The 22898-nt window shown below is 43.1% G+C and carries 33 protein-coding genes; 2 read left to right on the top strand and 31 right to left on the bottom strand.

Annotated features, from left to right (window positions below):
- Positions 1–60: 60 nt before the first annotated feature.
- Complete coding sequence (locus NXH67_RS06410) at positions 61–3537, bottom strand: sensor domain-containing diguanylate cyclase (RefSeq protein ID WP_272796806.1); 3477 nt, start codon at positions 3535–3537, stop codon at positions 61–63.
- Positions 3538–3710: 173 nt separating this feature from the next.
- Here NXH67_RS06410 and NXH67_RS06405 point away from each other — a divergent pair, with 173 nt between their 5' ends.
- Positions 3711–4607 (top strand): M15 family metallopeptidase, encoded by an 897-nt coding sequence (locus tag NXH67_RS06405; protein WP_022778113.1) that lies wholly within the window; start codon positions 3711–3713, stop codon positions 4605–4607.
- 149 nt (positions 4608–4756) lie between these two features.
- Here NXH67_RS06405 and NXH67_RS06400 read toward each other — a convergent pair whose 3' ends face one another.
- From NXH67_RS06400 to NXH67_RS06370, 7 genes are all read right to left on the bottom strand, one after another.
- The gene (locus NXH67_RS06400; protein WP_026668646.1) at positions 4757–5293 is read right to left on the bottom strand and encodes a bL17 family ribosomal protein; all 537 of its coding nucleotides are present in this window, start codon (positions 5291–5293) and stop codon (positions 4757–4759) included.
- Between the two features lie 165 nt (positions 5294–5458).
- Positions 5459–6418 (bottom strand): DNA-directed RNA polymerase subunit alpha, encoded by a 960-nt coding sequence (locus NXH67_RS06395; protein ID WP_022778111.1) that lies wholly within the window; start codon positions 6416–6418, stop codon positions 5459–5461.
- A gap of 72 nt (positions 6419–6490) precedes the next feature.
- A complete protein-coding gene (gene rpsD, locus NXH67_RS06390; RefSeq protein WP_022778110.1) occupies positions 6491–7084 on the bottom strand; it encodes a 30S ribosomal protein S4 in 594 nt (197 codons plus the stop codon).
- 148 nt (positions 7085–7232) lie between these two features.
- Positions 7233–7643 (bottom strand): 30S ribosomal protein S11, encoded by a 411-nt coding sequence (gene rpsK / locus NXH67_RS06385; protein ID WP_022778109.1) that lies wholly within the window; start codon positions 7641–7643, stop codon positions 7233–7235.
- Between the two features lie 99 nt (positions 7644–7742).
- Positions 7743–8111: a 30S ribosomal protein S13 gene (gene rpsM / locus NXH67_RS06380; RefSeq protein WP_026663745.1), complete on the bottom strand. Its 369-nt coding sequence runs from the start codon at positions 8109–8111 to the stop codon at positions 7743–7745.
- A 195-nt stretch (positions 8112–8306) separates the two neighbouring features.
- Entirely contained in the window at positions 8307–8420 is a 114-nt protein-coding gene (gene rpmJ, locus NXH67_RS06375; RefSeq protein WP_013280022.1) for a 50S ribosomal protein L36, read from the bottom strand.
- A 151-nt stretch (positions 8421–8571) separates the two neighbouring features.
- Positions 8572–9954 carry a uracil-xanthine permease family protein gene (locus NXH67_RS06370; RefSeq protein ID WP_022778107.1) on the bottom strand — a complete coding sequence of 461 codons (1383 nt, stop codon included), beginning with the start codon at positions 9952–9954 and terminating at the stop codon, positions 8572–8574.
- Positions 9955–10139: 185 nt separating this feature from the next.
- Here NXH67_RS06370 and NXH67_RS06365 point away from each other — a divergent pair, with 185 nt between their 5' ends.
- A complete protein-coding gene (locus NXH67_RS06365) occupies positions 10140–11132 on the top strand; it encodes an aldo/keto reductase (RefSeq protein ID WP_272796805.1) in 993 nt (330 codons plus the stop codon).
- A gap of 62 nt (positions 11133–11194) precedes the next feature.
- Here NXH67_RS06365 and infA read toward each other — a convergent pair whose 3' ends face one another.
- The 23 genes from infA to rplD all read right to left on the bottom strand — a co-directional run bounded on the left by infA (position 11195) and on the right by rplD (position 22889).
- Positions 11195–11413 carry a translation initiation factor IF-1 gene (infA, locus tag NXH67_RS06360; protein WP_013280019.1) on the bottom strand — a complete coding sequence of 73 codons (219 nt, stop codon included), beginning with the start codon at positions 11411–11413 and terminating at the stop codon, positions 11195–11197.
- Positions 11414–11464: 51 nt separating this feature from the next.
- Positions 11465–12217: a type I methionyl aminopeptidase gene (map, locus tag NXH67_RS06355; protein ID WP_022778105.1), complete on the bottom strand. Its 753-nt coding sequence runs from the start codon at positions 12215–12217 to the stop codon at positions 11465–11467.
- Positions 12218–12235: 18 nt separating this feature from the next.
- Complete coding sequence (locus tag NXH67_RS06350; protein WP_272796804.1) at positions 12236–12880, bottom strand: adenylate kinase; 645 nt, start codon at positions 12878–12880, stop codon at positions 12236–12238.
- A 152-nt stretch (positions 12881–13032) separates the two neighbouring features.
- Positions 13033–14352, bottom strand: coding sequence for a preprotein translocase subunit SecY (secY, locus tag NXH67_RS06345; protein WP_022778103.1), 1320 nt, complete (start codon positions 14350–14352; stop codon positions 13033–13035).
- A gap of 2 nt (positions 14353–14354) precedes the next feature.
- Positions 14355–14795, bottom strand: coding sequence for a 50S ribosomal protein L15 (rplO, locus tag NXH67_RS06340; protein ID WP_022778102.1), 441 nt, complete (start codon positions 14793–14795; stop codon positions 14355–14357).
- 147 nt (positions 14796–14942) lie between these two features.
- Positions 14943–15131, bottom strand: a complete 189-nt coding sequence (gene rpmD, locus NXH67_RS06335) for a 50S ribosomal protein L30 (protein ID WP_022778101.1) — start codon at positions 15129–15131, stop codon at positions 14943–14945.
- A 16-nt stretch (positions 15132–15147) separates the two neighbouring features.
- Positions 15148–15657, bottom strand: coding sequence for a 30S ribosomal protein S5 (gene rpsE, locus NXH67_RS06330; RefSeq protein ID WP_022764367.1), 510 nt, complete (start codon positions 15655–15657; stop codon positions 15148–15150).
- 18 nt (positions 15658–15675) lie between these two features.
- Entirely contained in the window at positions 15676–16044 is a 369-nt protein-coding gene (rplR, locus tag NXH67_RS06325) for a 50S ribosomal protein L18 (protein WP_022778100.1), read from the bottom strand.
- A 21-nt stretch (positions 16045–16065) separates the two neighbouring features.
- Complete coding sequence (gene rplF / locus NXH67_RS06320) at positions 16066–16605, bottom strand: 50S ribosomal protein L6 (protein ID WP_022778099.1); 540 nt, start codon at positions 16603–16605, stop codon at positions 16066–16068.
- 15 nt (positions 16606–16620) lie between these two features.
- Positions 16621–17022 (bottom strand): 30S ribosomal protein S8, encoded by a 402-nt coding sequence (gene rpsH, locus NXH67_RS06315; protein ID WP_022778098.1) that lies wholly within the window; start codon positions 17020–17022, stop codon positions 16621–16623.
- A gap of 163 nt (positions 17023–17185) precedes the next feature.
- On the bottom strand, positions 17186–17371 hold the full coding sequence (locus tag NXH67_RS06310) for a type Z 30S ribosomal protein S14 (RefSeq protein WP_022764364.1): 186 nt from the start codon (positions 17369–17371) through the stop codon (positions 17186–17188).
- A gap of 21 nt (positions 17372–17392) precedes the next feature.
- A complete protein-coding gene (gene rplE / locus NXH67_RS06305) occupies positions 17393–17932 on the bottom strand; it encodes a 50S ribosomal protein L5 (protein ID WP_022778097.1) in 540 nt (179 codons plus the stop codon).
- A 22-nt stretch (positions 17933–17954) separates the two neighbouring features.
- On the bottom strand, positions 17955–18284 hold the full coding sequence (gene rplX, locus NXH67_RS06300) for a 50S ribosomal protein L24 (RefSeq protein ID WP_022778096.1): 330 nt from the start codon (positions 18282–18284) through the stop codon (positions 17955–17957).
- A gap of 12 nt (positions 18285–18296) precedes the next feature.
- Positions 18297–18665, bottom strand: coding sequence for a 50S ribosomal protein L14 (rplN, locus tag NXH67_RS06295; RefSeq protein ID WP_013280006.1), 369 nt, complete (start codon positions 18663–18665; stop codon positions 18297–18299).
- 20 nt (positions 18666–18685) lie between these two features.
- The gene (rpsQ, locus tag NXH67_RS06290; protein ID WP_013280005.1) at positions 18686–18940 is read right to left on the bottom strand and encodes a 30S ribosomal protein S17; all 255 of its coding nucleotides are present in this window, start codon (positions 18938–18940) and stop codon (positions 18686–18688) included.
- A 37-nt stretch (positions 18941–18977) separates the two neighbouring features.
- Positions 18978–19181: a 50S ribosomal protein L29 gene (gene rpmC, locus NXH67_RS06285; RefSeq protein ID WP_022778095.1), complete on the bottom strand. Its 204-nt coding sequence runs from the start codon at positions 19179–19181 to the stop codon at positions 18978–18980.
- On the bottom strand, positions 19171–19608 hold the full coding sequence (gene rplP, locus NXH67_RS06280; protein WP_022778094.1) for a 50S ribosomal protein L16: 438 nt from the start codon (positions 19606–19608) through the stop codon (positions 19171–19173). Before rplP ends, rpmC begins: the two co-directional genes overlap by 11 nt.
- A complete protein-coding gene (gene rpsC, locus NXH67_RS06275; RefSeq protein WP_022778093.1) occupies positions 19608–20279 on the bottom strand; it encodes a 30S ribosomal protein S3 in 672 nt (223 codons plus the stop codon). The genes rplP and rpsC overlap by 1 nt, the downstream gene beginning before the upstream one ends.
- A gap of 19 nt (positions 20280–20298) precedes the next feature.
- On the bottom strand, positions 20299–20694 hold the full coding sequence (gene rplV, locus NXH67_RS06270; RefSeq protein WP_022778092.1) for a 50S ribosomal protein L22: 396 nt from the start codon (positions 20692–20694) through the stop codon (positions 20299–20301).
- A gap of 28 nt (positions 20695–20722) precedes the next feature.
- Positions 20723–21013, bottom strand: a complete 291-nt coding sequence (gene rpsS, locus NXH67_RS06265; protein WP_013280000.1) for a 30S ribosomal protein S19 — start codon at positions 21011–21013, stop codon at positions 20723–20725.
- 11 nt (positions 21014–21024) lie between these two features.
- A complete protein-coding gene (gene rplB, locus NXH67_RS06260; RefSeq protein ID WP_022778091.1) occupies positions 21025–21867 on the bottom strand; it encodes a 50S ribosomal protein L2 in 843 nt (280 codons plus the stop codon).
- A gap of 99 nt (positions 21868–21966) precedes the next feature.
- Positions 21967–22266: a 50S ribosomal protein L23 gene (rplW, locus tag NXH67_RS06255; RefSeq protein ID WP_022778090.1), complete on the bottom strand. Its 300-nt coding sequence runs from the start codon at positions 22264–22266 to the stop codon at positions 21967–21969.
- On the bottom strand, positions 22266–22889 hold the full coding sequence (gene rplD, locus NXH67_RS06250; protein ID WP_022778089.1) for a 50S ribosomal protein L4: 624 nt from the start codon (positions 22887–22889) through the stop codon (positions 22266–22268). Before rplD ends, rplW begins: the two co-directional genes overlap by 1 nt.
- Positions 22890–22898: the final 9 nt, after the last annotated feature.

Genomic DNA, 22898 nt, shown 5'->3' with positions numbered 1-22898 from the left:
AGCGGCGTAAATACAAGATTACGCCGCTTTAAAAACCATATGTGTACTCTGTGTATACATTTAGCCTGCTGATTTAAGTGCCTTTTTGTTCTCATACATAAGTGCATCAGCCCTGGCAAATACTGTTTTGACCTCCTTATCATCCGTGAACCTTGCCATGCCTGCGGCGATGACAACACTGTTATTGGCAATGCTTTCCTGAATGGTCTTTTCCCAGAACTGCATTATCTTATCTACATGCTTGTAGCTTCTTCCCTGGATAACCACCACAAACTCGTCTCCGCCCACTCTGAAAACAGGGCAATGTCTGAATACATCACATATAATGCTACAGCCCTTCTTGATAAATTCATCTCCGGCCTGGTGCCCGAGGGTGTCGTTAATCGTCTTAAGGCCGTTGATATCAAGTACCACCAGCGCAAATTCGGGAGCTGAGCCGTCTTTTATCATCCTGTTGATCTGCTTCTCCATGTTGTCGTAGGCGTGCTTATTCTTAACACCGGTAAGTCCGTCCACATTGGCTTCATTTCTGGCTCGAATGAGCTTCTGCTCAACCTCCTGCTCATGAAGAACCTCATCTGTTATATCACTGATGCCAAAGATAAGCTGCCTGCCACCCTTTTCTTCGGCAAAGGCCACTTTTATCTTACAGTATCTGATCTCATTATTTATAAAGATCCTGTAATTTATCGTAAATACGCCATTATCCTCGATCGACTTAAGGATATTTTCCCTGGTGAGCTGGCTCAGGGCATAATCAAGATCCTCCAGGTAGACAAATTTCTTTCTCGACTCCACAAAACGTTCAAAGAAATCCTCTCCCTCCATGCCGATGGTGTATCGATCTACTTCGTGGTTGGTGGCGCATCTGATATAATGTCCGGTTTCAGGATCCACTACAAAGATCGATATGAAGTTTTCCGCAAGAACCGAGAGCCTTGAATAGGTAAGGTTCTCTTCCTTAACCCTCTCCATGGCCTCCTGCTCCTTCATCTGAGTGTTTATATTGCTGACACCGATGATGATGCTGTTGCCCTTCATCTTGATACGCACAATCTTCATGTGTACATAAATTGGCTCTCCGTCCATAAGATACCTGTAGGACAGCGTGTATGTGCCCTCTTCAGCCAATTTTTTTTCAACCTTTTCCTTGGTAAAGCTCTCAAGGAAAAAGTCCCTGTCTTCCTCATAGATGCTGAACATTGCACCCTGTCTTACTTTTTCGAAGAAGTCAGTTCCGTGCTCCTCAATGGCCAGATCGTCATATTCGTCACCGGAGCTGTACTCAATGTACTTATCCGTATCAAGGTCGACATAGTACAGATTAATACAATCTGAAGACAAAGCCTGGGCAATATAGGTATAGGTAAGCTCCTCTGCGCCCCTGTCCTCATTTATTCCCAAAATAGCTATAGCAATGGCCCTTACACCTGTCACCGGATTAATGGCAACTCTTCTGATAAAAATGTGCAAAATGGTGCCATCAATACCTCTTTCATCGATGATAATCCTTCTTCCATCCTTGCCGCACTGGATTATAGCCTTACTAAAGGCGGAGCCACGCATCTTTTTCATAACTTCAAGATTAGCCACTCCATTCATATCGTAGCCTTCGAAGTTTTTAGAAAAAAAGTCCTTATAGGGCTTATTGGCCCGGACAAGCCACATATCTGTGTCGCTGGTCTCCATGATAGCCATAGGCATGGTATCAAAATAGTTGCCTAACATGTCCTCATCGCCCTCGGCGGACATATGAAGATCATACAAACTTATTTTACCTATGGTTGTATAGTAATCCGACTCATCGGGATTCTCAAAGCCGATCTGCTTGCCGGTTGCATAGCGGTCAAAAAGTGCTTCAATGGATATGGGCTGGCAGAAGTGATAACCCTGGATCTTGGTACAGCCTATCTCCTTCAGGAACTCCACCTGCTCCACGGTCTCAACGCCTTCCGCCACCGTCTCTATTCCAAGGGCCCCCGCCATCTTAACAAGCTCAGTTACGATGATCTTACAGGAATCCCCCTTGTCAAATTTCCTCATGAAATCCATATCAAGCTTGATGGTATCAAAAGGAATCTCCTGAAGGATCTCGGGAGACGAATAACCACTGCCATAATCATCCATCCAAACCTTAAAGCCCAGTTCATGAAAACGTTCGATCTGGGTTTTTATATATTCCACATCGGTTCCCACGCCGCTTTCTGTGATTTCTATAGTGAGCTTGTCTCTACCGATTCCCGACTCATCCACTAGCTTGGTTATTTCTTCAACAATATCGCATATGTTGAAATCCGCCCTGGATATATTAACAGATTCAGGCACCACGTATATGCCGGCTGCCATCTGCTTTTTCATCTTTTTCAGGATCTCTTTTGCCACAAAAAGATCCAGCTTATATATGATCCTGGCATCCTCAAGGGCAGGGATGAATACACCGGGGCTGATCATTCCCCTGTCCGGATCGTCCCACCTGGCAAGAGCCTCCTCGTCGGATACCTTTCCATTGGCAGTACGGATAATGGGCTGGTGGAAAACCTGGATCCAGCCTTCTTCCAGAGCTTTATCTATATTTGTTATTACATATTCTCTTTCCTCAGCATACTTCAGCATTTCCTCATCGAAATAACTTACACAGGAAAAATAGCTGCTTCTTACCGCATCGCAGGCTCTCTTTGCCCTGTCACAGGCAATACTGGGATTTGCCAGCTCTCCCATATATTTATATACGCCGATTCTCACAGGGAGATTCTGGCCGTTATTTATCCATTTTGACTCCTCTAAAATTTCATCCAGAGCCTTATCCAGTCCTTTTTCCGCCGTAAATGCACAGAAATGGTCACCTCCGAATCGTCCGCAGTTATTCTGTCCAAACTTTTTAGCGATCATTCTGGAAAATTCAATAAGAAGCTGATCTCCTTGCGGGAATCCGAATTTCTGGTTATAGGCCTTCATTCCGCACAGGTCAAAAAACAGTACACAGGGTTTTTCTCCTGACTTAAGGATCTCTTCCCTTCCGTTTTTTGCCAGTTCAAAGAAATAACCCATGTTGGGAAGGCCTGTCAGGTAATCGTAATTGAAGAAATGAAGCTTTGTTCTTTCCCTGACAGCTTTGGAAATAGTGTTTGAATATGTATCTGTGTCATCCCCTTCCATGTAGGTGCCTTCATCAGCAAACCATCCGTTAACCAGGCGTATGCCGCCCTCCTTGTAGATATTCACACCGTGAAAACGGAAAACTCTGTATTCTGCGCCAATCTTATATCTATAGATAGTTTTAACTTCATCCTTATCTATAGACAGTCTTTTTAGCATATCCTTCAGCCTGGTAAGATCATCAGGATGACAGTTCCTGAATAAATCGTTATTCATCCCTTCATAGGTTTCCTCAAGGCTCTCATATCCAAACAGTGCACTAAGGCCCTTTGTCACAGCAATAGTAACTATCTTTCCCTCACAGTACTGAAAGACAGCAAACGGGATCAGGCTGTTTTCTATTAATTTTTGTTCGATGTCACTATAACTGTATATCGGCATATAACTCTCCACTTATTCCTGTACACCTATTGGCGAGCCTACTTCCTCATACTAATCCATAATAATATTTTATCGGCATATCGTTCATCCTTCAATTTCTTAAATATTAAAAGTTTATAACCTGTACTTGTGGTAAAATCTTCATAGAATACTATTACTTGATGAGGACCGGTATGAAAAAAAGCGTTTTAAAGGAATTCGCCCTGTTACTGGGGCTTATCGTTATTATTTCCATCGTAGCCAGAGTAATGAACGGTGGAGAAACTCTTGAGGAATATGGTCTAAAAAAGGCTTCCGCACAGGAAAGTTCTGAGAAAGCAAGTTCTCAGGAATCAAGCTCTGCGACGGAAAGCGCCGTGGTTGCAGGCTCAGAATCTTCATCGGATGAAGTAATTGCTAATGATGAAACTGTTGATACAGAAATAGCTGCAGAAGCTGCTACAGTTGAAATAGAAACTCCCACCCCAAGCCCTGAAAGAGTAACATTCATGGAAAATTTCTATTATGAACCGCTATCTGATGAGGTCATAGCCCGAATAACAGGTATATCCTATGTGGAAAACGACAACATCAGTCCTGATGAACTAAGATTTTGTTCACTTTTGTACAATGATTTCCAGGGCAATACCCAGATCGGTGAAATGATCTGCAACAGAAAAATCGCAGATGATGTGGTAGAGATCTTTTACGAACTGTATAAGAACGGATATCAGATAGAAAGCATTAAGCTTATAGATGAGTTCGGAGGCGATGACACAGCCTCCATGGAAGCCAACAACACTTCCTGCTTCAATTACCGCGTAGTGGAGGGAACCACAAGATTATCCAATCACGCCTATGGTCTTGCCATTGACCTGAATCCCTTCTATAACCCTTATATCACCTACAATAAGGACGGTACAACCAAGGTTTCACCGGAAGGCAGCCGTCAGTACGAAGACAGATCCGCAGCATTCCCATACAAGATTGACGAAAATGACCTTGCCTACAAACTTTTTAAGCAGCACGGCTTCACCTGGGGCGGGGATTGGAATTCGGCTAAGGATTATCAACACTTCGAGAGACCGTAATAATCCACACAGACTCGGAATTTGCTTCGCAAATCCCTCGTTGACGCGGCATTCGCCGCATCATCTGAAATAAAAAAAAGAGAGTTAAGAATGCAAGCATTCTAACTCTCTTTTATCATTTCATCTGACGTGGCTCATTACTCGCGCAATTAAACGAGCTCAAGAACAACCATCATAGCTGCATCGCCTTTTCTCTGGCCGATCTTGATCATTCTGGTGTAACCACCCTTACGATCAGCGTACTTAGGGCCATACTCGTCGAACAGCTTAGCTACAAGGTCAACTTCCTTAGTGTTCTTCTTTCTTCCTGCCTTCTCAGTAGGAACCTCAGTTACAGGATAAAGAGTCTTAAGGAGCTGACGTCTTGCGTGCATTCTTGAAGGAAGATCCTTCTTGATTTCCTTCTTAACAGTTGTATACTTTGTAACCTTCTTGCCGTCTACAACCTCTTTTACTCTCTTGCCGTCTTTGTCCTTCTCAGGAACCTTGCAATCAACTGTAAGAGTCTCGAAGTTGTCCTTTTCCTTAGCTGCAAGAGTGATCATAGGCTCTACGATCTTCTTGATTTCCTTAGCTCTTGCCTCTGTGGTAACGATCTTTCCGTTGTAAAGAAGTGCTGTTACCTGGTTACGAAGAAGTGCTCTTCTGGGTTTTGTAGCTTTTCCAAGCTTTCTGTACATTGCCATTGTTTTAATTCCTTTCTCATCTGAAGGGTTCCCCCTTCTGTGGTACATCTGAGAATGCTCATTGGACTTACTTCCCGGATGCTGTTAATAAATGCCATGAGAAATCCGCTTCGGTACCCATCGGATTTACCCTCCGCGGATAATTCATAAACTAATTGATAAGATTTACTGCTCGCCATCCTGTCTCAGGGAAAGTCCAAGCTCATCAAGCTTAGCAAGAACCTCCTCGAGGGACTTACGTCCAAGGTTACGAACCTTCATCATATCGTCAGGAGTCTTGTTTGCAAGTTCCTGAACGGTATTAATACCGGCTCTCTTAAGGCAATTGAATGAACGAACTGAAAGCTCAAGCTCATCAATTGACATCTCGAGAACCTTGCCCTTCTCATCGTCTTCCTTCTCAACCATAACCTCAGCGGTCTTGGCATTCTCAGAAAGATCAATGAAGAGGCTTAAGTGCTCACTAAGGACCTTAGCTGCAAGGCTGACTGCCTCGTCGGGAGCAAGTGTTCCGTCAGTGTGAACATCAAGTGTTAATTTGTCAAAGTCAGTTACCTGACCTACACGAGTATTCTCTACAGTTACATTTACTCTCTCTACAGGTGTGTAGATAGAATCGATAGCGATAACTCCGATAGGAAGATCGCCGGACTTATTCTTGTCAGAGCTTACATAACCTCTTCCCTTAGTGATGGTGAGCTCCATGTAGAGCTTAGCATCCTTGCCGGAAAGTGTAGCGATAACCTGATCAGGATTCATGATCTCTATGTCCTGGTCAACCTGAATATCTGAAGCCTTAACAACGCCCTCGCCGTTGAACTCAATATATGCAGTCTTAGGCTCGTTTGTGTCAGAAGAATTTCTGATGGAAAGGTTCTTTATATTCATGATGATCTCAGTCACATCCTCTTTAACGCCGGGGATGGAGCTGAACTCATGCAGTACGCCTTCGATTTTGACCTGACTTACTGCTGCTCCAGGTAATGAAGAGAGCATAATCCTACGAAGGGAATTGCCCAGTGTAATACCGTAACCTCTCTCAAGAGGCTCAACTACGAATTTACCATATTTCTTATCATCTGAAATTTCAGCAACTTCAATATTTGGTCTTTCAAAATCAAACACTGATATACCCTCCTTATGTGGTTAGTTAACAAGATAATTTTAACACAAAATTGCAACGCAATTCTATATTTATTACTTAGAATACAACTCGACGATAAGCATTTCGTCTACAGGAACGTCGATAACTTCTCTTGAAGGAAGTTCCTTTACTGTACCCTGAAGGTTTTCCTTGTTAACATCAAGCCACTCGGGAACGAGTCTGCCAGCAGTGATTTCAGAAATATCCTTGAATCTCTGGATGTTCTTAGCTGCTTCCTTAACTTCGATAACGTCGCCAGCCTTGATAAGGTATGAAGGGATGTTGATAACCTTGCCGTTAACAGTGATGAACTTATGAAGAACAACCTGTCTAGCCTCTCTTCTTGTTCTAGCAAATCCCATTCTGAATACTACGTTGTCAAGTCTTGTCTCAAGAATTGTCATAAGGTTTGTACCTGTCTGGCCCTTCATTCTGTCGGCTCTGTCATAGTAGTTTCTGAAAGGCTTCTCAAGAACGCCATAGATGAACTTAGCCTTCTGCTTCTCGCGGAGCTGAAGTCCGTACTCGCTCATCTTCTTACCAGCTCTAGCTGATGTTCTCTTAGACTTCTTGTCATATCCAAGGAAAGTTGGATCAAGATCAAGTGATCTGCATCTTTTTAATACGGGAACTCTGTTTACTGCCATTTTGTTGGCTCCTTTCTTTTACTCAGATATACCCTGATATCTGATGTTGTTTACAATGCTTTGAATAATTGCACCTTCGTCCAACGAGTTAATATCATAAATTTATATGCACATGTAACTCGATGCTGTGAATAGATCGGAAACCCGATTATACTCTACGACGCTTAGGTGGGCGGCATCCGTTATGAGGTACAGGTGTTACGTCTGTGATAGATGTAACTGTAAGACCACTTGCAGCGAGAGCTCTGATTGCAGCTTCTCTTCCTGAACCGGGTCCCTTAACGAATACATCAACAGTCTTAAGGCCGTGAATAAGAGCAGCCTTAGTTGCTGTCTCTGCAGCTACCTGTGCAGCATAAGGAGTAGATTTCCTTGAACCCTTAAATCCCAGACCGCCGGCACTTGCCCAGCTAAGAGCGTTTCCTGCAGCATCTGTCAATGTAACGATTGTGTTATTGAAAGATGACTGGATGTGTGCCTGTCCGTGTTCAACGTTTTTCTTGACACGTTTCTTTGCAGCTGCCTTCTTTGCAGCTGAAGATGATTTCTGATTTGCCATTTTAAACTAACCTACTTTCTTCCTATAAATACTAGTTATAATGTTACTTCTAAGCCCGCCATGCACAAGCTTATATGATACAAAAGCTCACGAAAAAAATTATTTCTTCTTGTTAGCGATTGTTCTCTTTGGTCCTTTTCTTGTTCTTGCGTTTGTCTTAGTTCTCTGACCACGGCAAGGAAGTCCTCTTCTGTGACGCATACCTCTGAAGCATCCGATCTCTGTGAGTCTCTTGATGTTCATGGCAACTTCTCTTCTAAGGTCACCTTCTACTTCGTAGTCGTTACCGATGATCTCGGCAATTCTCTTTACTTCTTCGTCTGTAAGATCACGAACACGTGTGTCCGGATTTACTTTTGCTGCTTCGAGAATCTTGTTTGAGCTTGTTCTACCAATACCGTAGATGTATGTCAAACCGATCTCTACTCGCTTATCTCTAGGTAAATCTACACCTGCAATACGAGCCATTTTAATTCCTCCATTTGAAAAAATAAATAATTTACTGATATGAGAAGCTTTACTCCTCTTGCTCCGACTTATTTATGCGGAGCTGTTACTTGTTTGATTGGGGTCAAAAAAGAATTTCGCGACCCAATCGGACAAAGTTTAATCCGACTCTCCAATACACATTGGTATCAAAAAGTAATCCGAAAACGGCTCGAATTAACCCTGTCTCTGTTTGTGCTTAGGGTTGTCACAGATTACTCTGATTACGCCCTTTCTCTTAATAACCTTGCACTTTTCGCACATAGGCTTAACAGAAGACCTAACTTTCATCGTTACTCCTTTCCTGCATGGTAAAAAGCATGTAATACCTAAAGAAGGGCATAATACGCCCTTCTTCTAAAAAGACCATCTAACACTATATCATAAGCAAAAGCAACTTGCAAGTGTTTTTTTGATTATTGAACAATATTTTTACGATTTGTCATCCTACATTTTCATGATTGTTGAAGCTTACGCCTCTGTTGATATCGCCCTGGTGATTTACGCCAAAGTCGTAATCATTTCCGGGAAGTACTGCATTGAGGATGATTCCAAGAAGTGCAGCGATTGCAAGAGATGTAAGTGTAATGGATGTGCCTGCGATCTCAAAGGTGATTCCGTTTGAGAAGCCAAGTCCTGATACCAGGATAACTGCTGCTACAATGAGGTTTCTTGACTTAGTGAAGTCAACCTTGTTCTCAACTACGTTACGAACACCGATAGCAGAGATCATTCCGTATAAAACGAAGCTGATACCGCCAATGATGGCAGTAGGCATTGTGCCGATGATGTCAGCCAGCTTGGGAATGAAGCTGATCACGATAGCGTAGCATGCTGCAAGTCTTACAACCTTGGGATCATATACCTTGGACAGCTCAAGAACGCCTGTGTTCTCACCGTATGTTGTATTGGCAGGTCCGCCGAACATTCCAGCAAGAGCTGTAGCAAGGCCGTCTCCGAGCAGAGTTCTGTGAAGACCGGGATCTTCAATGAAGTTTCTGTCTGTAGTAGCGGAAATAGCAGAAATATCTCCAACGTGCTCCATCATGGTAGCAATTGCGATAGGTGCCATTACAAGAATAGCAGTGATATCGAACTTAGCAAGTACAAAGGGAGGAAGTCCAACCCAGCTTGCTGATGCGATAGGTGCAAAATCGATGATAGCGCTGCCGTCTGCATTGGTAAAGCCTATTGCCTGAAGTCCAAGAGCAACAACATAAGAGATAACAACACCCAGAAGAATAGGAATAATTCTGAGCATTCCCTTGCCCCAGATATTGAATCCGATAACAACCGCAAGAGCAACCAGAGCCAAAGGCCAGTTAACGGATGCATTGTTAACAGCAGAAGGTGCCAGTGAAAGACCGATGCAGATGATGATAGGTCCTGTAACTACAGGTGGAAGGAAGTGCATTACCTTTTTAACTCCCACAAGCTTGATAACAAGTGCAAGAACAAGATATAAAAGTCCTGCAACTACGATACCTCCGCATGCATAAGGAAGTTTCTCCCCGTAAGTCATCTCAGCATATTTACCTGTATTTAAGTTGGCAACAGTGGCGAATCCGCCAAGAAATGCAAATGATGATCCCAGAAAAGCCGGAACCTTGAATTTAGAACATAAATGAAAAAGAAGTGTACCAAGTCCTGCAAATAAAAGTGTTACCTGTACCGAAAGGCCTTCTCCGTTAAAATAACCGTTGACCAGAATCGGAACAAGAATAGTAGCCCCAAACATAGCGAACATGTGCTGTAATCCCAGCAGCGCCATCTTAGGCTTCCCCAGCGTTGTAGCGTCATAAATAGCCTGTCTTTTTTCTCCCATAGCTTCTCCTCCTTGCCATCGCCAAAACGGCTTCCCCAAGCCTCTTTGCGACAACTGAAACATATTTAATTTTCAACCGTTAAAGATTATAACAGATTTTGATTAAATTTGCTTATAATTTTCACCTTTTTTACTTTCTTGTATTTATCTTCAATATTACAATGTTAGAAGGAGGTTAAAACACAATGTATAGAGCAAGCGAAAAACGATATGACACAATGAGATACAACAGATGCGGCAAAAGCGGATTGCTCCTTCCCGCCGTTTCTCTGGGCTTCTGGCACAATTTTGGGGATACAGGAAATTACGAAAACATGGTAGAGATGTGTAAAACCGCTTTTGACAACGGCATCACGCATTTTGACCTGGCAAATAACTACGGCCCTCAGCCCGGCAGCGCTGAGACCAACCTGGGCAAGATCATGAAGGAATACTTCTGGCCCTACAGGGATGAGCTTATTATCTCAACCAAGGCAGGCTATGACATGTGGCCCGGTCCTTACGGAAACTTCGGAAGCCGCAAATACCTGATCGCAAGCCTTGATCAGTCGCTGATGCGCATGGGGCTTGATTATGTAGACATATTCTATCACCACAGAATGGATCCTGAGACGCCTCTGGAAGAGACCATGAATGCACTGTCCCAGATTGTCCACAGCGGTAAAGCATTGTATGCCGGCCTTTCCAACTATGATGGACAGACACTTGAAAAAGCCACTAAGATCCTCGAGGATCTAAAGGTGCCCTTCATCATCAACCAGAATCGCTACAGCATCTTCGACAGAAGCATAGAAAAGAACGGTCTTAAGGAGACTTCAAAAAAGCTCGGCAAAGGAATCATCTGCTTCTCTCCTCTTGCACAGGGACTTCTGACAAACAGATACCTTGACGGAATTCCTGAAGACAGCAGAATCCGTACCGATGGTCGTTTCCTTAAGGAAGGTCAGCTGACCGAAGAAAAACTCGGACAGATAAGGGCACTTAATGAAATAGCCAAAAGAAGAAATCAGACTCTTGCAGAAATGGCTCTTGCCTGGGATCTTAAAGACGACTATATTACATCGGTTTTGATAGGTGCATCCAAACCATCTCAGATTCTTAATAACATAAAAGCAATTGAAAATACAGTCTTTTCACAGGAAGAACTGAATGCGATCGACGAAATATGCAGATCTTAATATGAAATAAAAAAGCGGCATCAGATACCTTGATATCCGATGCCGTCTTATATTTCGATATATTATTTATCTCTCCAGATGATTCTGCCCTTGGTAAGATCGTAAGGTGACAGCTCAAGTGTTACTTTGTCACCGGGCAAAATTCTGATGAAATTCTGTCTAAGTTTACCACTGATATGAGCTAAAACAACATGGCCGTTCTCAAGCTCTACCTGGAACATGGTGTTGGGAAGCTTCTCGATAACTTTTCCTTCAATTTCAATTACATCAGCCTTTGACATCTTTTTCCTCCTTAATCTAATCAAAAACCCGAATAGCATAATATCCTATGCTTACACTATTGTCAATATCTCCGGTTCACCATCTGTTATGGCGATGGTATTTTCATAATGTGCAGCCAGCGATCCGTCAACAGTTACCACTGTCCATTCATCGTCCAGCCATCCTACATATCGCTGTCCCATGGTGATCATGGGCTCTACGCAGATCGTCATTCCCTTCTTCAGTTTGACGCCCCTGCGCCATTGTCTGAAATTAGGTACGTTGGGCTCTTCATGCAGGCTCGTTCCTATACCGTGTCCCGTCAGTTCTCTGACTATGCCGTAGCCGTAGGGCTTAATATATGCATCTATCGCATTTGAGATCTCATGAAGCCTGTTGCCGGCCCTGGCCTTTTTGATTCCTTCAAAAAAGCTCTCTCTGGTAACATCAATTAGCTTCTGAGCCTCATCTGAGATCTTGCCAACGCCCCAGGTCCTGGCCGCATCCGAATGGTATCCCTTATAGATAAGTCCCGTATCGAAGGTGACTATATCACCCTCCTTAAGGATCCTGTCCTTACTGGGTATTCCATGGACAACTTCATCATTGACTGATATACACACGGCTGCAGGAAATCCTTCATAGTCCTTGCAGTTGGGAATGCCTCCCAATGCCCTGATTGTCCTCTCGCCAATCTCGTCAAGCTCCTGAGTTGAGATACCGGGTCTTACGGCGGCATGGAGTTCTTCGTGAACCTTAGCCAAAAGATGTCCCGACTTCCTCATCAGTTCCAATTCTTCATCGCTTTTAATTGTTATAGCCATATGGTATGTACCGAAATCTTATGCATTAAGAATGTCGACGATAGCATTAAATACGTCCTTCATATCCTTTGTTCCGTCTACGGTTCTTAAAATGCCCTTCTTGTCATAATAATCAATAAGTGGCTGAGTCTGCTCATGATAAACGGATAATCTGTTCTGAACTGTCTCAGGCGCATCATCCGCTCTCAAAACAAGCTCGCTTCCGCATTTATCACAGATTCCTTCCTGCTTCGGAGGAATGTGCTCAATATGGTAAGTAGCACCGCACTTAAGGCAGGCTCTTCTTCCTGACATTCTGCGAACAATGTTCTCGTCGGGAACGTCTACATTTACAGCAAAATCTACTTTGTCACCAAGCTTGGTGAGTTCTGCATCCAGAACGTCAGCCTGGGGAATAGTACGTGGAAATCCATCAAGAACATAGCCGTCCTTGCAATCCTCATTGGCAACTCTGTCAAGGAGAAGCTCAACTGTGAGCTCATCGGGAACAAGAAGTCCCTTGTCCATATACTCCTTGGCCTTCTTGCCAAGCTCTGTTCCATTCTTGATATTAGCTCTGAAAATATCTCCTGTAGAGATGTGGGGGATATTGTATTTATCCGCGATCATCTGAGCCTGTGTACCTTTTCCCGCTCCGGGTGCACCCAACATAATAATTTTCATACTTGTGTTTCCTTCTCTTTTCCTATTATTTTTCGAAAAAACCTCACAACTAACTATGTTATCACAAACTTTTCCATAGAAAAAGAGATAGAACAAAAAAGGTTTCAGGATTTACATAAGCAAATCCTGAAACCTCATATTGTTTTTAATAATCAATCTTCAAGGAATCCCTTGTAGTTTCTAACGAGCATCTGAGATTCAATCTGCTTGATTGTCTCTAAGATAACGCTTACTACGATGATAAGGCTGGTGCCGCCGAAGGAAACCTTAGCTCCGAACATACCATTGAAGAAGATAGGAAGTACACCAACGATGGTGAGTCCGCATGCTCCAATGAAAATGATGTAGTTCAGAATGTTGTTAAGGTACTCGCTGGTAGGCTTACCAGGTCTGATTCCCGGGATGAATCCACCCTGCTTCTTCATGTTCTCTGCAATCTCAATCGGATTGAAAGTGATTGAAGTATAGAAATAAGCAAAGAAGATCAACAATAAAATATAAACAATTAAACCGATTGAATAATTCCAATGGTTAGGATTGCACCAGTTGCTCTGATTCAAATATGCAACGAACTTACCCCAGAATCCTGTTCCTTTATAACCAACAAGCTGTGTGATTATAATAGGGAACTGGAACAGAGACATTGCAAAAATGATTGGCATAACGCCGGCTGTATTGACTTTCAGAGGAATCTCGGAACGGTTTCCACCGTAAGTCTTTCTTCCCTGAATCTTCTTAGCATACTGAACAGGAATTCTGCGCTCAGCGCCGTTAAGAAGAACTACCATTACAACCATCGCAACAACTACTGCAATAATGATAATGCCTGATACAACTCCCCTTGCAATAGGCTTGCCGCTTACGAACTGATCGTAAAGCGCCTTGAAATCTGACGGCATTCTTGAAAGAATGTTGATAGTCAGAACTATAGATATACCGTTTCCAACCCCATTTTCTGTGATTCTTTCACCTATCCACATCAGGAATGCACTGCCGGCTGTAAGAGCTACAACAACCTGGATTACCAGGAAGATTGACTGCTCTGTGAGGAAGCCTTGATTTCTGTAAAAACCAATAGCCATTGCAATGGACTCGATCAAAGCAAGTGCTACAGTCACATATCTTGTGAGTGCTGTAAGCTTCTTTCTTCCATCCTCACCATCTCTCTGCCATTCCTCAAACTTGGGAATTGCAATTGTGAGAAGCTGGATAATAATGGATGAAGTAATGTACGGTGTGATATTGAGTGCCAGGATTGACATGTTCTCAAAGGATCCACCGGTGAATCGATCCATGAAGCCAAAAGAATCGCTGCTTGAAAGGCTCTTAAACCAATTCTGGAATACTGAGACATTCATACCGGGAACCGGTACCGCAGATCCAAGTCTTATAACTGCGAGCATCGCAATTGTGAAAAGGATCTTTACTCTTAATTCTCTGACTTTTAATGCATTCATTAGGGACTTAAACATTATTAGATCACCTCTGTTGTTCCACCAAGAGCCTCGATCTTCTCCTTAGCAGATGCGCTGAACGCATTAGCCTTAACCGTAAGCTTCTTAGTAAATTCTCCGTTGCCGAGGATCTTCACGCCGTCAAGTTCTTTCTTGATGATTCCCTGATCCTTGAGTGCCTGAATATCGACAACTGCTCCGTTATCAAATACTTCAAGTGCGCTAAGATTGATGCCTACGATATTCTTATGGTTGATGTTCTTGAAACCTCTCTTAGGAAGTCTTCTGAACAGTGGCATCTGACCACCTTCGAAACCAGGTCTGGGAGCACCAGAACGAGCCTTCTGACCCTTGTGTCCCTTACCAGCGGTCTTGCCATTTCCTGAACCATGGCCACGACCTCTTCTAAAATTATCGCTCTGTACAGAACCCTCAGCAGGTCTTAAGTTGGATAATTCCATGATATTCCTCCTTATAGATGCCGGGACTTTGTACGCTCAACGCAGCACATATATTATTATACACCACTTGCATACAGTAAAACAGTCCCGGATGAAATTTTATTTACAAAAATTTTCTATTACCGTTAATTTTGTACCAAAACGATATTAGATCTCTTCAACCTTTACAAGGTGTCTGATCTGCTGAATCTGACCTCTTGTTGCAGAGTTGTCAGGAAGTTCAACAGAACTGTTAAGTTTCTTGAATCCCATTGATTTTACGGTAGCTACCTGCTTAGGAACAGCTCCAATTGTGGACTTAACCAATGTGATCTTAAGTTTCTTCTCGTTTGCCATTGATTTTCTCCTTTTATTATGCGGTTACTTCTGCTACAGACTTACCGCGCTTTGCAGCTACTTCTTCAGGTGTCTTTAACTGAGCAAGGCCATTGATTGTAGCATAAACAACGTTCTGCTTGTTATTTGAACCAAGTGACTTTGTTCTGATATTTCTGATGCCTGCAAGCTCACATACGGAACGAGCGGGACCACCAGCGATGATACCGGTACCTTCAGGAGATCTCTTAAGTAAAACCTCAGCAGATCCGAACTTACCAATAAAATCATGTGTGATTGAGTTGTTCTCATCAAGAGGAACAGTGATCAGGTTCTTGGTAGCATCTTCCTTACCCTTACGGATAGCATCCGGAATTTCAGTAGACTTTCCAAGACCTACACCAACGTGTCCATTGTTGTCACCAACTACTACGAGTGCAGTGAACTTCATGTTACGTCCACCCTTAACAACCTTTGTAACACGCTTGATGGTTACAACTTTATCTGTCAATTCGAGCTGACTTGCATCAACGATATTACGCTTCATTTTGTGTGTTCTCCCTTCTTAGAATTCCAAGCCAGCTTCTCTGGCAGCCTCGGCAACAGCCTTAACCTTGCCGTGGTAAATATAACCGCCTCTGTCGAATACAACAGCCTTGATGCCCTTCTCAAGAGCTCTCTTTGCAACAACGTCTCCAACCTTTGTTGCTGCTTCAATGTCGTCTGTATTCTTAAGCTCAGCCTTGATATCTTTTTCAAGAGTTGAAGCAGATACAAGTGTCTTGCCGGCAACATCATCAATAACCTGTGCATATACATGATTATTGCTTCTAAATACTGCTAAACGTGGTCTTTCAGCTGTGCCGCTGAAACGATTACGAATCTTCATGTGCTTTTTAACACGAATTTTCTGTCTTGATTCCTTACTAACCATTTTGCACTCTCCTTATCTTAATTATTTCTTACCGGTCTTACCAACTTTACGCTTGATAACCTCATCAGAATACTTGATTCCTTTGCCCTTATAAGGCTCGGGAGCTCTCTTCTCTCTGATGATTGCAGCGTGCTGGCCAACCGCCTCTTTGTCGATACCCTTAACTGTGATTACCTGACCCTCTACAACTGTCTCGATTCCCTCAGGATCTTCAAGTTCTACAGGATGTGAATAACCAAGTGTAAGAGAGAGTGTCTTGCCATTCTTAGCAGCCCTGTAACCTACACCGTTTACCTCAAGCTTTTTCTCAAAACCATCTGTTACACCAACAACCATGTTGTTGAGAAGGCTTCTTGAAAGGCCGTGTAAAGCTCTTGTCTTCTTCTGATCGTCAGGTCTCTTAACCTCGATCTGTCCGTCGCCCTGCTCGAAAAGAATCTCTGCAGGGAAAACTCTTGTAAGGGTACCCTTAGGTCCCTTTACAGTCACCTTATTATTTTCTGCAACTTCTACTGTTACACCAGCAGGAACTGCGATTGGCATTTTTCCAATTCGTGACATGCCCGTACCTCCAATTTACCAAATGAATGCAAGAACTTCGCCACCAACCTGGAGCTCTCTTGCTTTTTTATCAGTTACAACGCCCTGGTTAGTTGAAAGAATTGCAATACCAAGACCACCTAATACTCTGGGAAGCTCTTCCTTGCCTGCGTATACACGAAGACCGGGCTTAGAGATTCTCTTAAGGCCTGTGATAACCTTATCGTTTCTGTCTACGCCATACTTAAGAGTGATGTGAAGAGTCTTGAAAGCGCCATCTTCGATTACATCAAGCTTCTTAATATAACCCTCTTCAAGAAGGATGTTTGCGATTGCAAGCTTCATCTTTGAAGAAGGAACATCAACAGTGTCATGCTTTGCAGTGTTTGCGTTACGAATTCTTGTAAGCATATCTGCAATAGGATCGTTCATTGCCATTTTATAATTGCCTCCTTAATTATTATTGCTTCGCCTTACTACTCCCCGAATTGAGCAGAGACACGAAGCCGCAATGTCTGAGGGCTGAGCCCTCAATTACTAAACTTCTATTTTTTTATAAAATGTGATCCCCATCCCGGATCACAATTATAAACTGTGTGAATTACCAAGATGCTTTTCTAACACCAGGAATCTCGCCCTTATATGCAAGCTCACGGAAGCAAATTCTGCAGATTCCGTACTTTCTAAGATAAGCATGAGGACGACCGCAGATCTTACAACGGTTATAAGCACGTGTAGAGAACTTTGGTTTCATCTGCTGTTTTAACTTCATGGATAATTTAGCCATGTGTTTCTTTCCCTCCTATAATTACTTTGCAAAAGGCATATTGAACAGAGTAAGAAGCTCACGAGCCTCCTCGTCTGTCTTAGCTGTTGTTGTGAAAATGATGTCCATACCTCTTGTCTTGTCAATCTTATCGTACTCGATCTCAGGGAAGATGAGCTGCTCCTTGATACCAAGAGCATAGTTTCCTCTGCCATCAAATGCGTTGGGATTGATTCCTCTGAAGTCACGTACACGAGGAAGTGCAAGGTTTACGAGACGATCAAGGAAATCGTACATCTTGTCGCCACGAAGAGTTACCTTACATCCGATAGGCATACCCTCTCTAAGTTTGAAGTTAGCGATTGACTTCTTAGCCTTTGTGATTACAGGCTTCTGACCAGAAATAATAGCCATATCATTAGCGGCATTCTCAAGAAGCTTAGCATTCTCCTTAGCCTCTCCAACGCCCATATTGATAACGATCTTGTCGAGCTTGGGAACTTCCATTACGTTCTTGTAACCGAACTTCTTTGTCATAGCATCAACGATCTCGTTCTTGTATAAATCCTTATATCTACTCAACGTTATTTACCTCCTTCCTGAATTAGTCGATAACCTCACCGGTCTTCTTAGCGATGCGGCTTTTCTTAACAACCTTACCATTCTCGTCTTTCTCTACTTTGAATCCGACCTTGGTAGGCTGTCCGTTATGAAGTAACATAACGTTTGAGATATCAAGAGCAGCTTCGCGCTCTACAATACCGCCATTAGGATTCTTTGCAGAAGGCTTCTCGTGATGGATTGCCTTGTTGACACCCTCAACGACTACCTTTCCGTTCTTTGTATCAACTGAAAGGACTTTTCCTTCCTTGTCGATTTCACCACCGGCGATAACCTTAACCATATCACCCTTCTTGATCTTACTTGTTGACATATGGGCGCCTCCTTATAATACTTCCGGAGCAAGAGAAAGGATCTTCATGAACTTTTTCTCACGAAGCTCTCTGGCTACGGGTCCAAATATACGTGTTCCCTTAGGCGTACCATCTTCATTGATAACAACAGCAGCGTTCTCATCAAATCTGATGTAGGAACCGTCCTTACGACGTGTCTCTTTTACAGTACGAACGACAACAGCCTTAACAACGTCACCCTTCTTTACAACTCCACCGGGTGTTGCTTCTTTAACAGAAGCAACTATTGTGTCGCCGATTCTCGCATATCTTCTTGTAGATCCACCCATAACACGGATTGTAAGAAGCTCTTTAGCACCTGTGTTATCAGCGACCTTCAGTCTACTTTCCTGCTGAATCATGATATTTCTCCTTTTTTGAATTACTTTGCACGTTCAATAATGGATACAAGTCTCCATCTCTTATCCTTGGAGATAGGCTTTGTCTCCATGACCTTAACTGTGTCACCAATACGGCACTCATTGTTCTCGTCATGAGCCTTAAGCTTATAAGTTCTCTTTACGATCTTCTTGTAAAGAGGATGCTTAACATGGTCCTCAATGGAAACTGTGATGGTTTTATCCATCTTATCGCTTGTTACTTTACCAACACGCGTTTTTCTTAAATTTCTTTCCACGGTCTATTTCTCCTTTATAAAGTCAAGGTTAAGGCGATCAAGCCTTAGCATTCTGTGTAATAACAGTCTGGATTCTTGCAATATTTCTTCTTACTTCTTTGATTCTTGCTGTATTATCCAACTGGTTTGTAGCGTTCTGGAACTTAAGATTGAAAAGCTCCTTCTTAGCTGAAACAAGCTCTGTCTGAAGCTCATCAGCTGACTTAGCCTTAAGCTCTTCTACATACTTATTAGTCTTCATTAGATACACCGCCTTCCAAATCAGCCTTAGATACGATCTTGCATCTGCAAGGAAGCTTGTGAGTCGCAAGACGAAGAGCTTCTCTCGCATCGGCTTCGGCAACACCACCGATCTCGAACATTACACGACCGGGTTTAACAACAGCTACCCATCTGTCAGTTGCACCCTTACCAGAACCCATTCGAGTTCCAAGAGGCTTTAATGTGACAGGCTTGTCAGGGAAGATTTTGATCCAAACCTGACCACCACGCTTGATGAAACGTGTCATAGCTACACGGGCTGCCTCAATCTGGTTTGAATTGATCCAGCAAGGCTCAAGCGCAACGATACCGAATTCACCGTAACTAATTTTGTTACCACGAGTAATTTTATGAGCCATTGAACCGCGGAACTGCTTGCGGTGCTTAACTCTCTTTGGCATTAACATTATTTATCGCTCCCTTCCTTATCTGAATTCTCACCTGCTTTGGTCGGAAGTACTTCACCCTTGTAGATCCATACCTTTACACCAACCTTACCGTAGGTTGTGTCTGCTTCAGCAAAACCATAATCGATATCAGCTCTAAGTGTCTGAAGAGGAATAGTTCCCTCACTGTAGAACTCTGAACGAGCGATATCAGCACCACCGAGACGGCCTGAGCAGCATGCCTTGATACCAAGGGCATCTGTCTTCATTGTTCTGCTCATGCAGGACTTCATTGCTCTTCTGAATGATACACGGTTCTCAAGCTGCTGAGCGATGTTCTCTGCAACGAGCTGTGCATCCTTATCGGGCTTCTTGATCTCTTTGATATCAACAAGAACCTTCTTGTCTGTAAGCTTAGAAAGCTCTTTCTTGGTTACTTCGATCTCAGCACCGCCCTTACCGATAACAACACCGGGCTTAGCTGTGTAAACGATAACCTTAACTCTGTCTGATGCTCTCTCGATCTCGATCTTAGAAACACCAGCTGCATATAATTTCTTCTTCAGAAATTTTCTGATATTGTAATCTTCTACAAGATTATTGGCAAAATCGCCAGATTCAGCATACCACTTGGAATCCCAGTCAGCGATTACACCAACTCTGAGACCATGAGGATTAACTTTCTGTCCCATTTTGTGCTTCTCCTTTCAATTATCTCTCGTCCAAAATAACAGTCAGATGACTCATTCTCTTGTTAATTCTGTAAGCTCTGCCCTGTGCTCTAGGCTGAATTCTCTTCATGATAGGGCCGTTGCTGGCAGTGCACTCAGCAATGTAAAGATTTGCTCTGTTCATGCCCTTGTTGTTCTCAGCGTTAGCTACAGCGCTGTTAAGAAGCTTGTAGATTACGCTTGAAGCATATCTGGGATTGTATGCGAGGATTGCAAGTGCAGTCTCAACATCCTTTCCTCTGATAGCATCCATGACAAAGCATGCCTTCTGAACTGGTATTCTTGCATAAGATAACTTTGCAAAAGGTCTTGTTTCTTTATTGTCACGATTTCTGTCTCTTTTAATTTTTGATCTATGCTTGATCTCGTTTTCCATGGATTAACCTCCTTTCGTCGAACAAATATTAGTTTACGCTGCTCTTTCTCTCTGCAGGAGAATTTCCAGCATGTCCTCTGAATGTTCTTGTGGGAACAAACTCACCGAGCTTGTGTCCAACCATATCTTCAGTAACATATACAGGAATATGCTTTCTTCCGTCATGAACAGCGATTGTGTGTCCAACAAAAGACGGGAAAATTGTAGAACGACGTGACCAGGTCTTAACTATCTGCTTCTGGCCCTCTGCGTTCATAGCATCTATCTTCTTAAGCAGGCTTGCGTCTGCAAAAGGTCCCTTTTTAAGTGATCTAGACATTTCATTCCTCCTTATTTGATGGCTTTACCGTTTCTTCTTCTTACGATCAGCTTGTTAGAAGCCTTCTTAGCCTTACGTGTCTTGTAACCAAGAGCAGGCTTGCCCCAAGGTGTGCTAGGGCCAGAACGTCCGATAGGAGCTCTACCTTCACCACCACCGTGTGGATGGTCGTTGGGGTTCATAACAGAACCACGAACTGTAGGACGGATACCCATGTGACGAATTCTTCCGGCTTTACCATAGTTGATAAGGTTGTGATCACCGTTTCCTACTACACCGATTGTTGCACGGCACTCGATAGGAACCATTCTCATCTCGCCTGAAGGAAGACGAAGTGTTGCATACTTACCTTCTTTAGCCATAAGCTGTGCAGCGTTACCGGCTGAACGAACCATCTGGCCACCCTTTCCGGGATAAAGCTCAACGTTGTGTACGTTTTCACCGACAGGAATCTGTGAAAGAGGGAGGCAGTTACCAACACGAACTTCTGCGTTAGCACCGTTCATAACTGTCATGCCATCCTTAAGACCGTTAGGTGCAAGGATATAAGCCTTTGTGCCATCCTCGTACTCGATGAGCGCGATATTTGCTGATCTGTTAGGATCATACTCAATTCCGATAACCTTTGCAGGCATATCGTCCTTGTTTCTCTTGAAATCGATAATTCTGTACTTAACTCTGCCGCCGCATCCACGATGTCTAACAGTGATCTTACCCTGGTTGTTACGACCAGCCTTGCTGTTCTTTGAAACAACGAGTGACTTCTCGGGAGTCTTCTTTGTGATCTCTGAGAAATCAGATCCTGTCATGTTTCTTCTGGAAGGGGTATATGGGCCGTATTTCTTAATTCCCATGATTTTTTCTCCTTTTTGTTTATCACGTATCTAATGATCAAATCATTTGGATCCCGGACTTTGTTTGGATCCGTACGTATAGTTATGAGTTACTTATAATTAAAGTCCCTGGAAGATCTCGATGTCCTTGCTGTCTTCAGTAAGCTGAACAATAGCCTTCTTGGTCTTAGCTGTGAAGCCTACGATCATTCCACGTCTCTTTCTCTTACCGTCGGAATTGATTGTGTTAACCTTGGCAACCTTTGTTCCCTCGAACATCTTCTCTACAGCTTCCTTGATCTGTGTCTTGTTAGCTTCAGGATTAACAAGGAAAGTGTACTTCTTATCTGCCATGCCGTTCATGCTCTTCTCTGTAAGAACAGGCTTAAGGATTACGTCATAATACTGTAATGCTGCCATTAGCAATACACCTCCTCTATCTTTGCTACTGCATCCTTAGTAAGGACGAGTGTTCTAGCGTTTACGATATCATAAACATTAAGTGTGTTTGTAAGTGTTGTGTTAGCCTCAGCGAGGTTTCTTGCTGAAAGAACTACGTTCTTATCATTGTCTGCAAGAACTACAAGAGCCTTACGAGTTGCCTTAAGGTTGTTCATAACCTCAGCGAACTTCTTGGTCTTGATCTCGTCGAACTTAAGCTCATCAACAACTACGATGTTGTTGTTAACTGCCTTGTCTGTAAGAGCAGACTTAAGAGCAGCTCTCTTCTCTTTCTTGTTCATCTTGAAAGAATAATCTCTTGGAACGGGAGCAAATACAACTCCGCCGCCCTTCCACTGAGGAGCTCTGATTGAACCCTGTCTTGCGTGACCGGTTCCCTTCTGTCTCCAAGGCTTTCTTCCGCCTCCGGAAACTTCAGAACGTGTCTTTGCTTTCTGTGTACCCTGGCGCTTGTCAGCGAGCTGCTGAAGAACTGCCATGTGTACGAGATGTTCATTTACTTCAACTCCGAAGATAGCATCATTTAATTCAATTGAGCCAACTTCTTTGCCTTCCATATTGTAAACAGATACATTAGCCATCTGTATGGT

The sequence above is a fragment of the Butyrivibrio sp. DSM 10294 genome (assembly GCF_028539135.1).
GTDB lineage: Bacteria > Bacillota > Clostridia > Lachnospirales > Lachnospiraceae > Butyrivibrio.
Note: the sequence above shows the minus strand (reverse complement) of the source record. Positions and strands in the feature narration are given on the sequence as shown.

Bases quoted from the DNA above. Each gene is read 5' to 3' on its own strand.
- NXH67_RS06400 (WP_026668646.1), bottom strand. From the start codon at position 5,293: ATGGCAATGTACAGAAAGCTTGGAAAAGCTACAAAACCCAGAAGAGCA.
- rplN (WP_013280006.1), bottom strand. From the start codon at position 18,665: ATGATTCAGCAGGAAAGTAGACTGAAGGTCGCTGATAACACAGGTGCT.
- rpsS (WP_013280000.1), bottom strand. From the start codon at position 21,013: ATGTCTAGATCACTTAAAAAGGGACCTTTTGCAGACGCAAGCCTGCTT.
- rplV (WP_022778092.1), bottom strand. From the start codon at position 20,694: ATGGAAAACGAGATCAAGCATAGATCAAAAATTAAAAGAGACAGAAAT.
- NXH67_RS06365 (WP_272796805.1), top strand. From the start codon at position 10,140: ATGTATAGAGCAAGCGAAAAACGATATGACACAATGAGATACAACAGA.
- NXH67_RS06410 (WP_272796806.1), bottom strand. From the start codon at position 3,537: ATGCCGATATACAGTTATAGTGACATCGAACAAAAATTAATAGAAAAC.
- rpsM (WP_026663745.1), bottom strand. From the start codon at position 8,111: ATGGCTCGTATTGCAGGTGTAGATTTACCTAGAGATAAGCGAGTAGAG.
- rplW (WP_022778090.1), bottom strand. From the start codon at position 22,266: ATGGCAGCATTACAGTATTATGACGTAATCCTTAAGCCTGTTCTTACA.
- NXH67_RS06310 (WP_022764364.1), bottom strand. From the start codon at position 17,371: ATGGCTAAATTATCCATGAAGTTAAAACAGCAGATGAAACCAAAGTTC.
- map (WP_022778105.1), bottom strand. From the start codon at position 12,217: ATGGCTATAACAATTAAAAGCGATGAAGAATTGGAACTGATGAGGAAG.
- rpmJ (WP_013280022.1), bottom strand. From the start codon at position 8,420: ATGAAAGTTAGGTCTTCTGTTAAGCCTATGTGCGAAAAGTGCAAGGTT.
- rpsK (WP_022778109.1), bottom strand. From the start codon at position 7,643: ATGGCAAATCAGAAATCATCTTCAGCTGCAAAGAAGGCAGCTGCAAAG.
- rplD (WP_022778089.1), bottom strand. From the start codon at position 22,889: ATGGCTAATGTATCTGTTTACAATATGGAAGGCAAAGAAGTTGGCTCA.
- NXH67_RS06405 (WP_022778113.1), top strand. From the start codon at position 3,711: ATGAAAAAAAGCGTTTTAAAGGAATTCGCCCTGTTACTGGGGCTTATC.
- infA (WP_013280019.1), bottom strand. From the start codon at position 11,413: ATGTCAAAGGCTGATGTAATTGAAATTGAAGGAAAAGTTATCGAGAAG.
- secY (WP_022778103.1), bottom strand. From the start codon at position 14,352: ATGTTTAAGTCCCTAATGAATGCATTAAAAGTCAGAGAATTAAGAGTA.
- rplR (WP_022778100.1), bottom strand. From the start codon at position 16,044: ATGGTTAGTAAGGAATCAAGACAGAAAATTCGTGTTAAAAAGCACATG.
- rpsD (WP_022778110.1), bottom strand. From the start codon at position 7,084: ATGGCAGTAAACAGAGTTCCCGTATTAAAAAGATGCAGATCACTTGAT.
- rpmC (WP_022778095.1), bottom strand. From the start codon at position 19,181: ATGAAGACTAATAAGTATGTAGAAGAGCTTAAGGCTAAGTCAGCTGAT.
- rpmD (WP_022778101.1), bottom strand. From the start codon at position 15,131: ATGGCAAACGAGAAGAAACTTAAGATCACATTGGTTAAGTCCACAATT.
- rplO (WP_022778102.1), bottom strand. From the start codon at position 14,795: ATGGAATTATCCAACTTAAGACCTGCTGAGGGTTCTGTACAGAGCGAT.
- rplB (WP_022778091.1), bottom strand. From the start codon at position 21,867: ATGGGAATTAAGAAATACGGCCCATATACCCCTTCCAGAAGAAACATG.
- NXH67_RS06370 (WP_022778107.1), bottom strand. From the start codon at position 9,954: ATGGGAGAAAAAAGACAGGCTATTTATGACGCTACAACGCTGGGGAAG.
- rpsE (WP_022764367.1), bottom strand. From the start codon at position 15,657: ATGAAGCGTAATATCGTTGATGCAAGTCAGCTCGAATTGACAGATAAA.
- rpsH (WP_022778098.1), bottom strand. From the start codon at position 17,022: ATGGCAATGAACGATCCTATTGCAGATATGCTTACAAGAATTCGTAAC.
- rplX (WP_022778096.1), bottom strand. From the start codon at position 18,284: ATGTCAACAAGTAAGATCAAGAAGGGTGATATGGTTAAGGTTATCGCC.
- NXH67_RS06350 (WP_272796804.1), bottom strand. From the start codon at position 12,880: ATGAAAATTATTATGTTGGGTGCACCCGGAGCGGGAAAAGGTACACAG.
- rpsC (WP_022778093.1), bottom strand. From the start codon at position 20,279: ATGGGACAGAAAGTTAATCCTCATGGTCTCAGAGTTGGTGTAATCGCT.
- rplF (WP_022778099.1), bottom strand. From the start codon at position 16,605: ATGTCACGAATTGGAAAAATGCCAATCGCAGTTCCTGCTGGTGTAACA.
- rplP (WP_022778094.1), bottom strand. From the start codon at position 19,608: ATGTTAATGCCAAAGAGAGTTAAGCACCGCAAGCAGTTCCGCGGTTCA.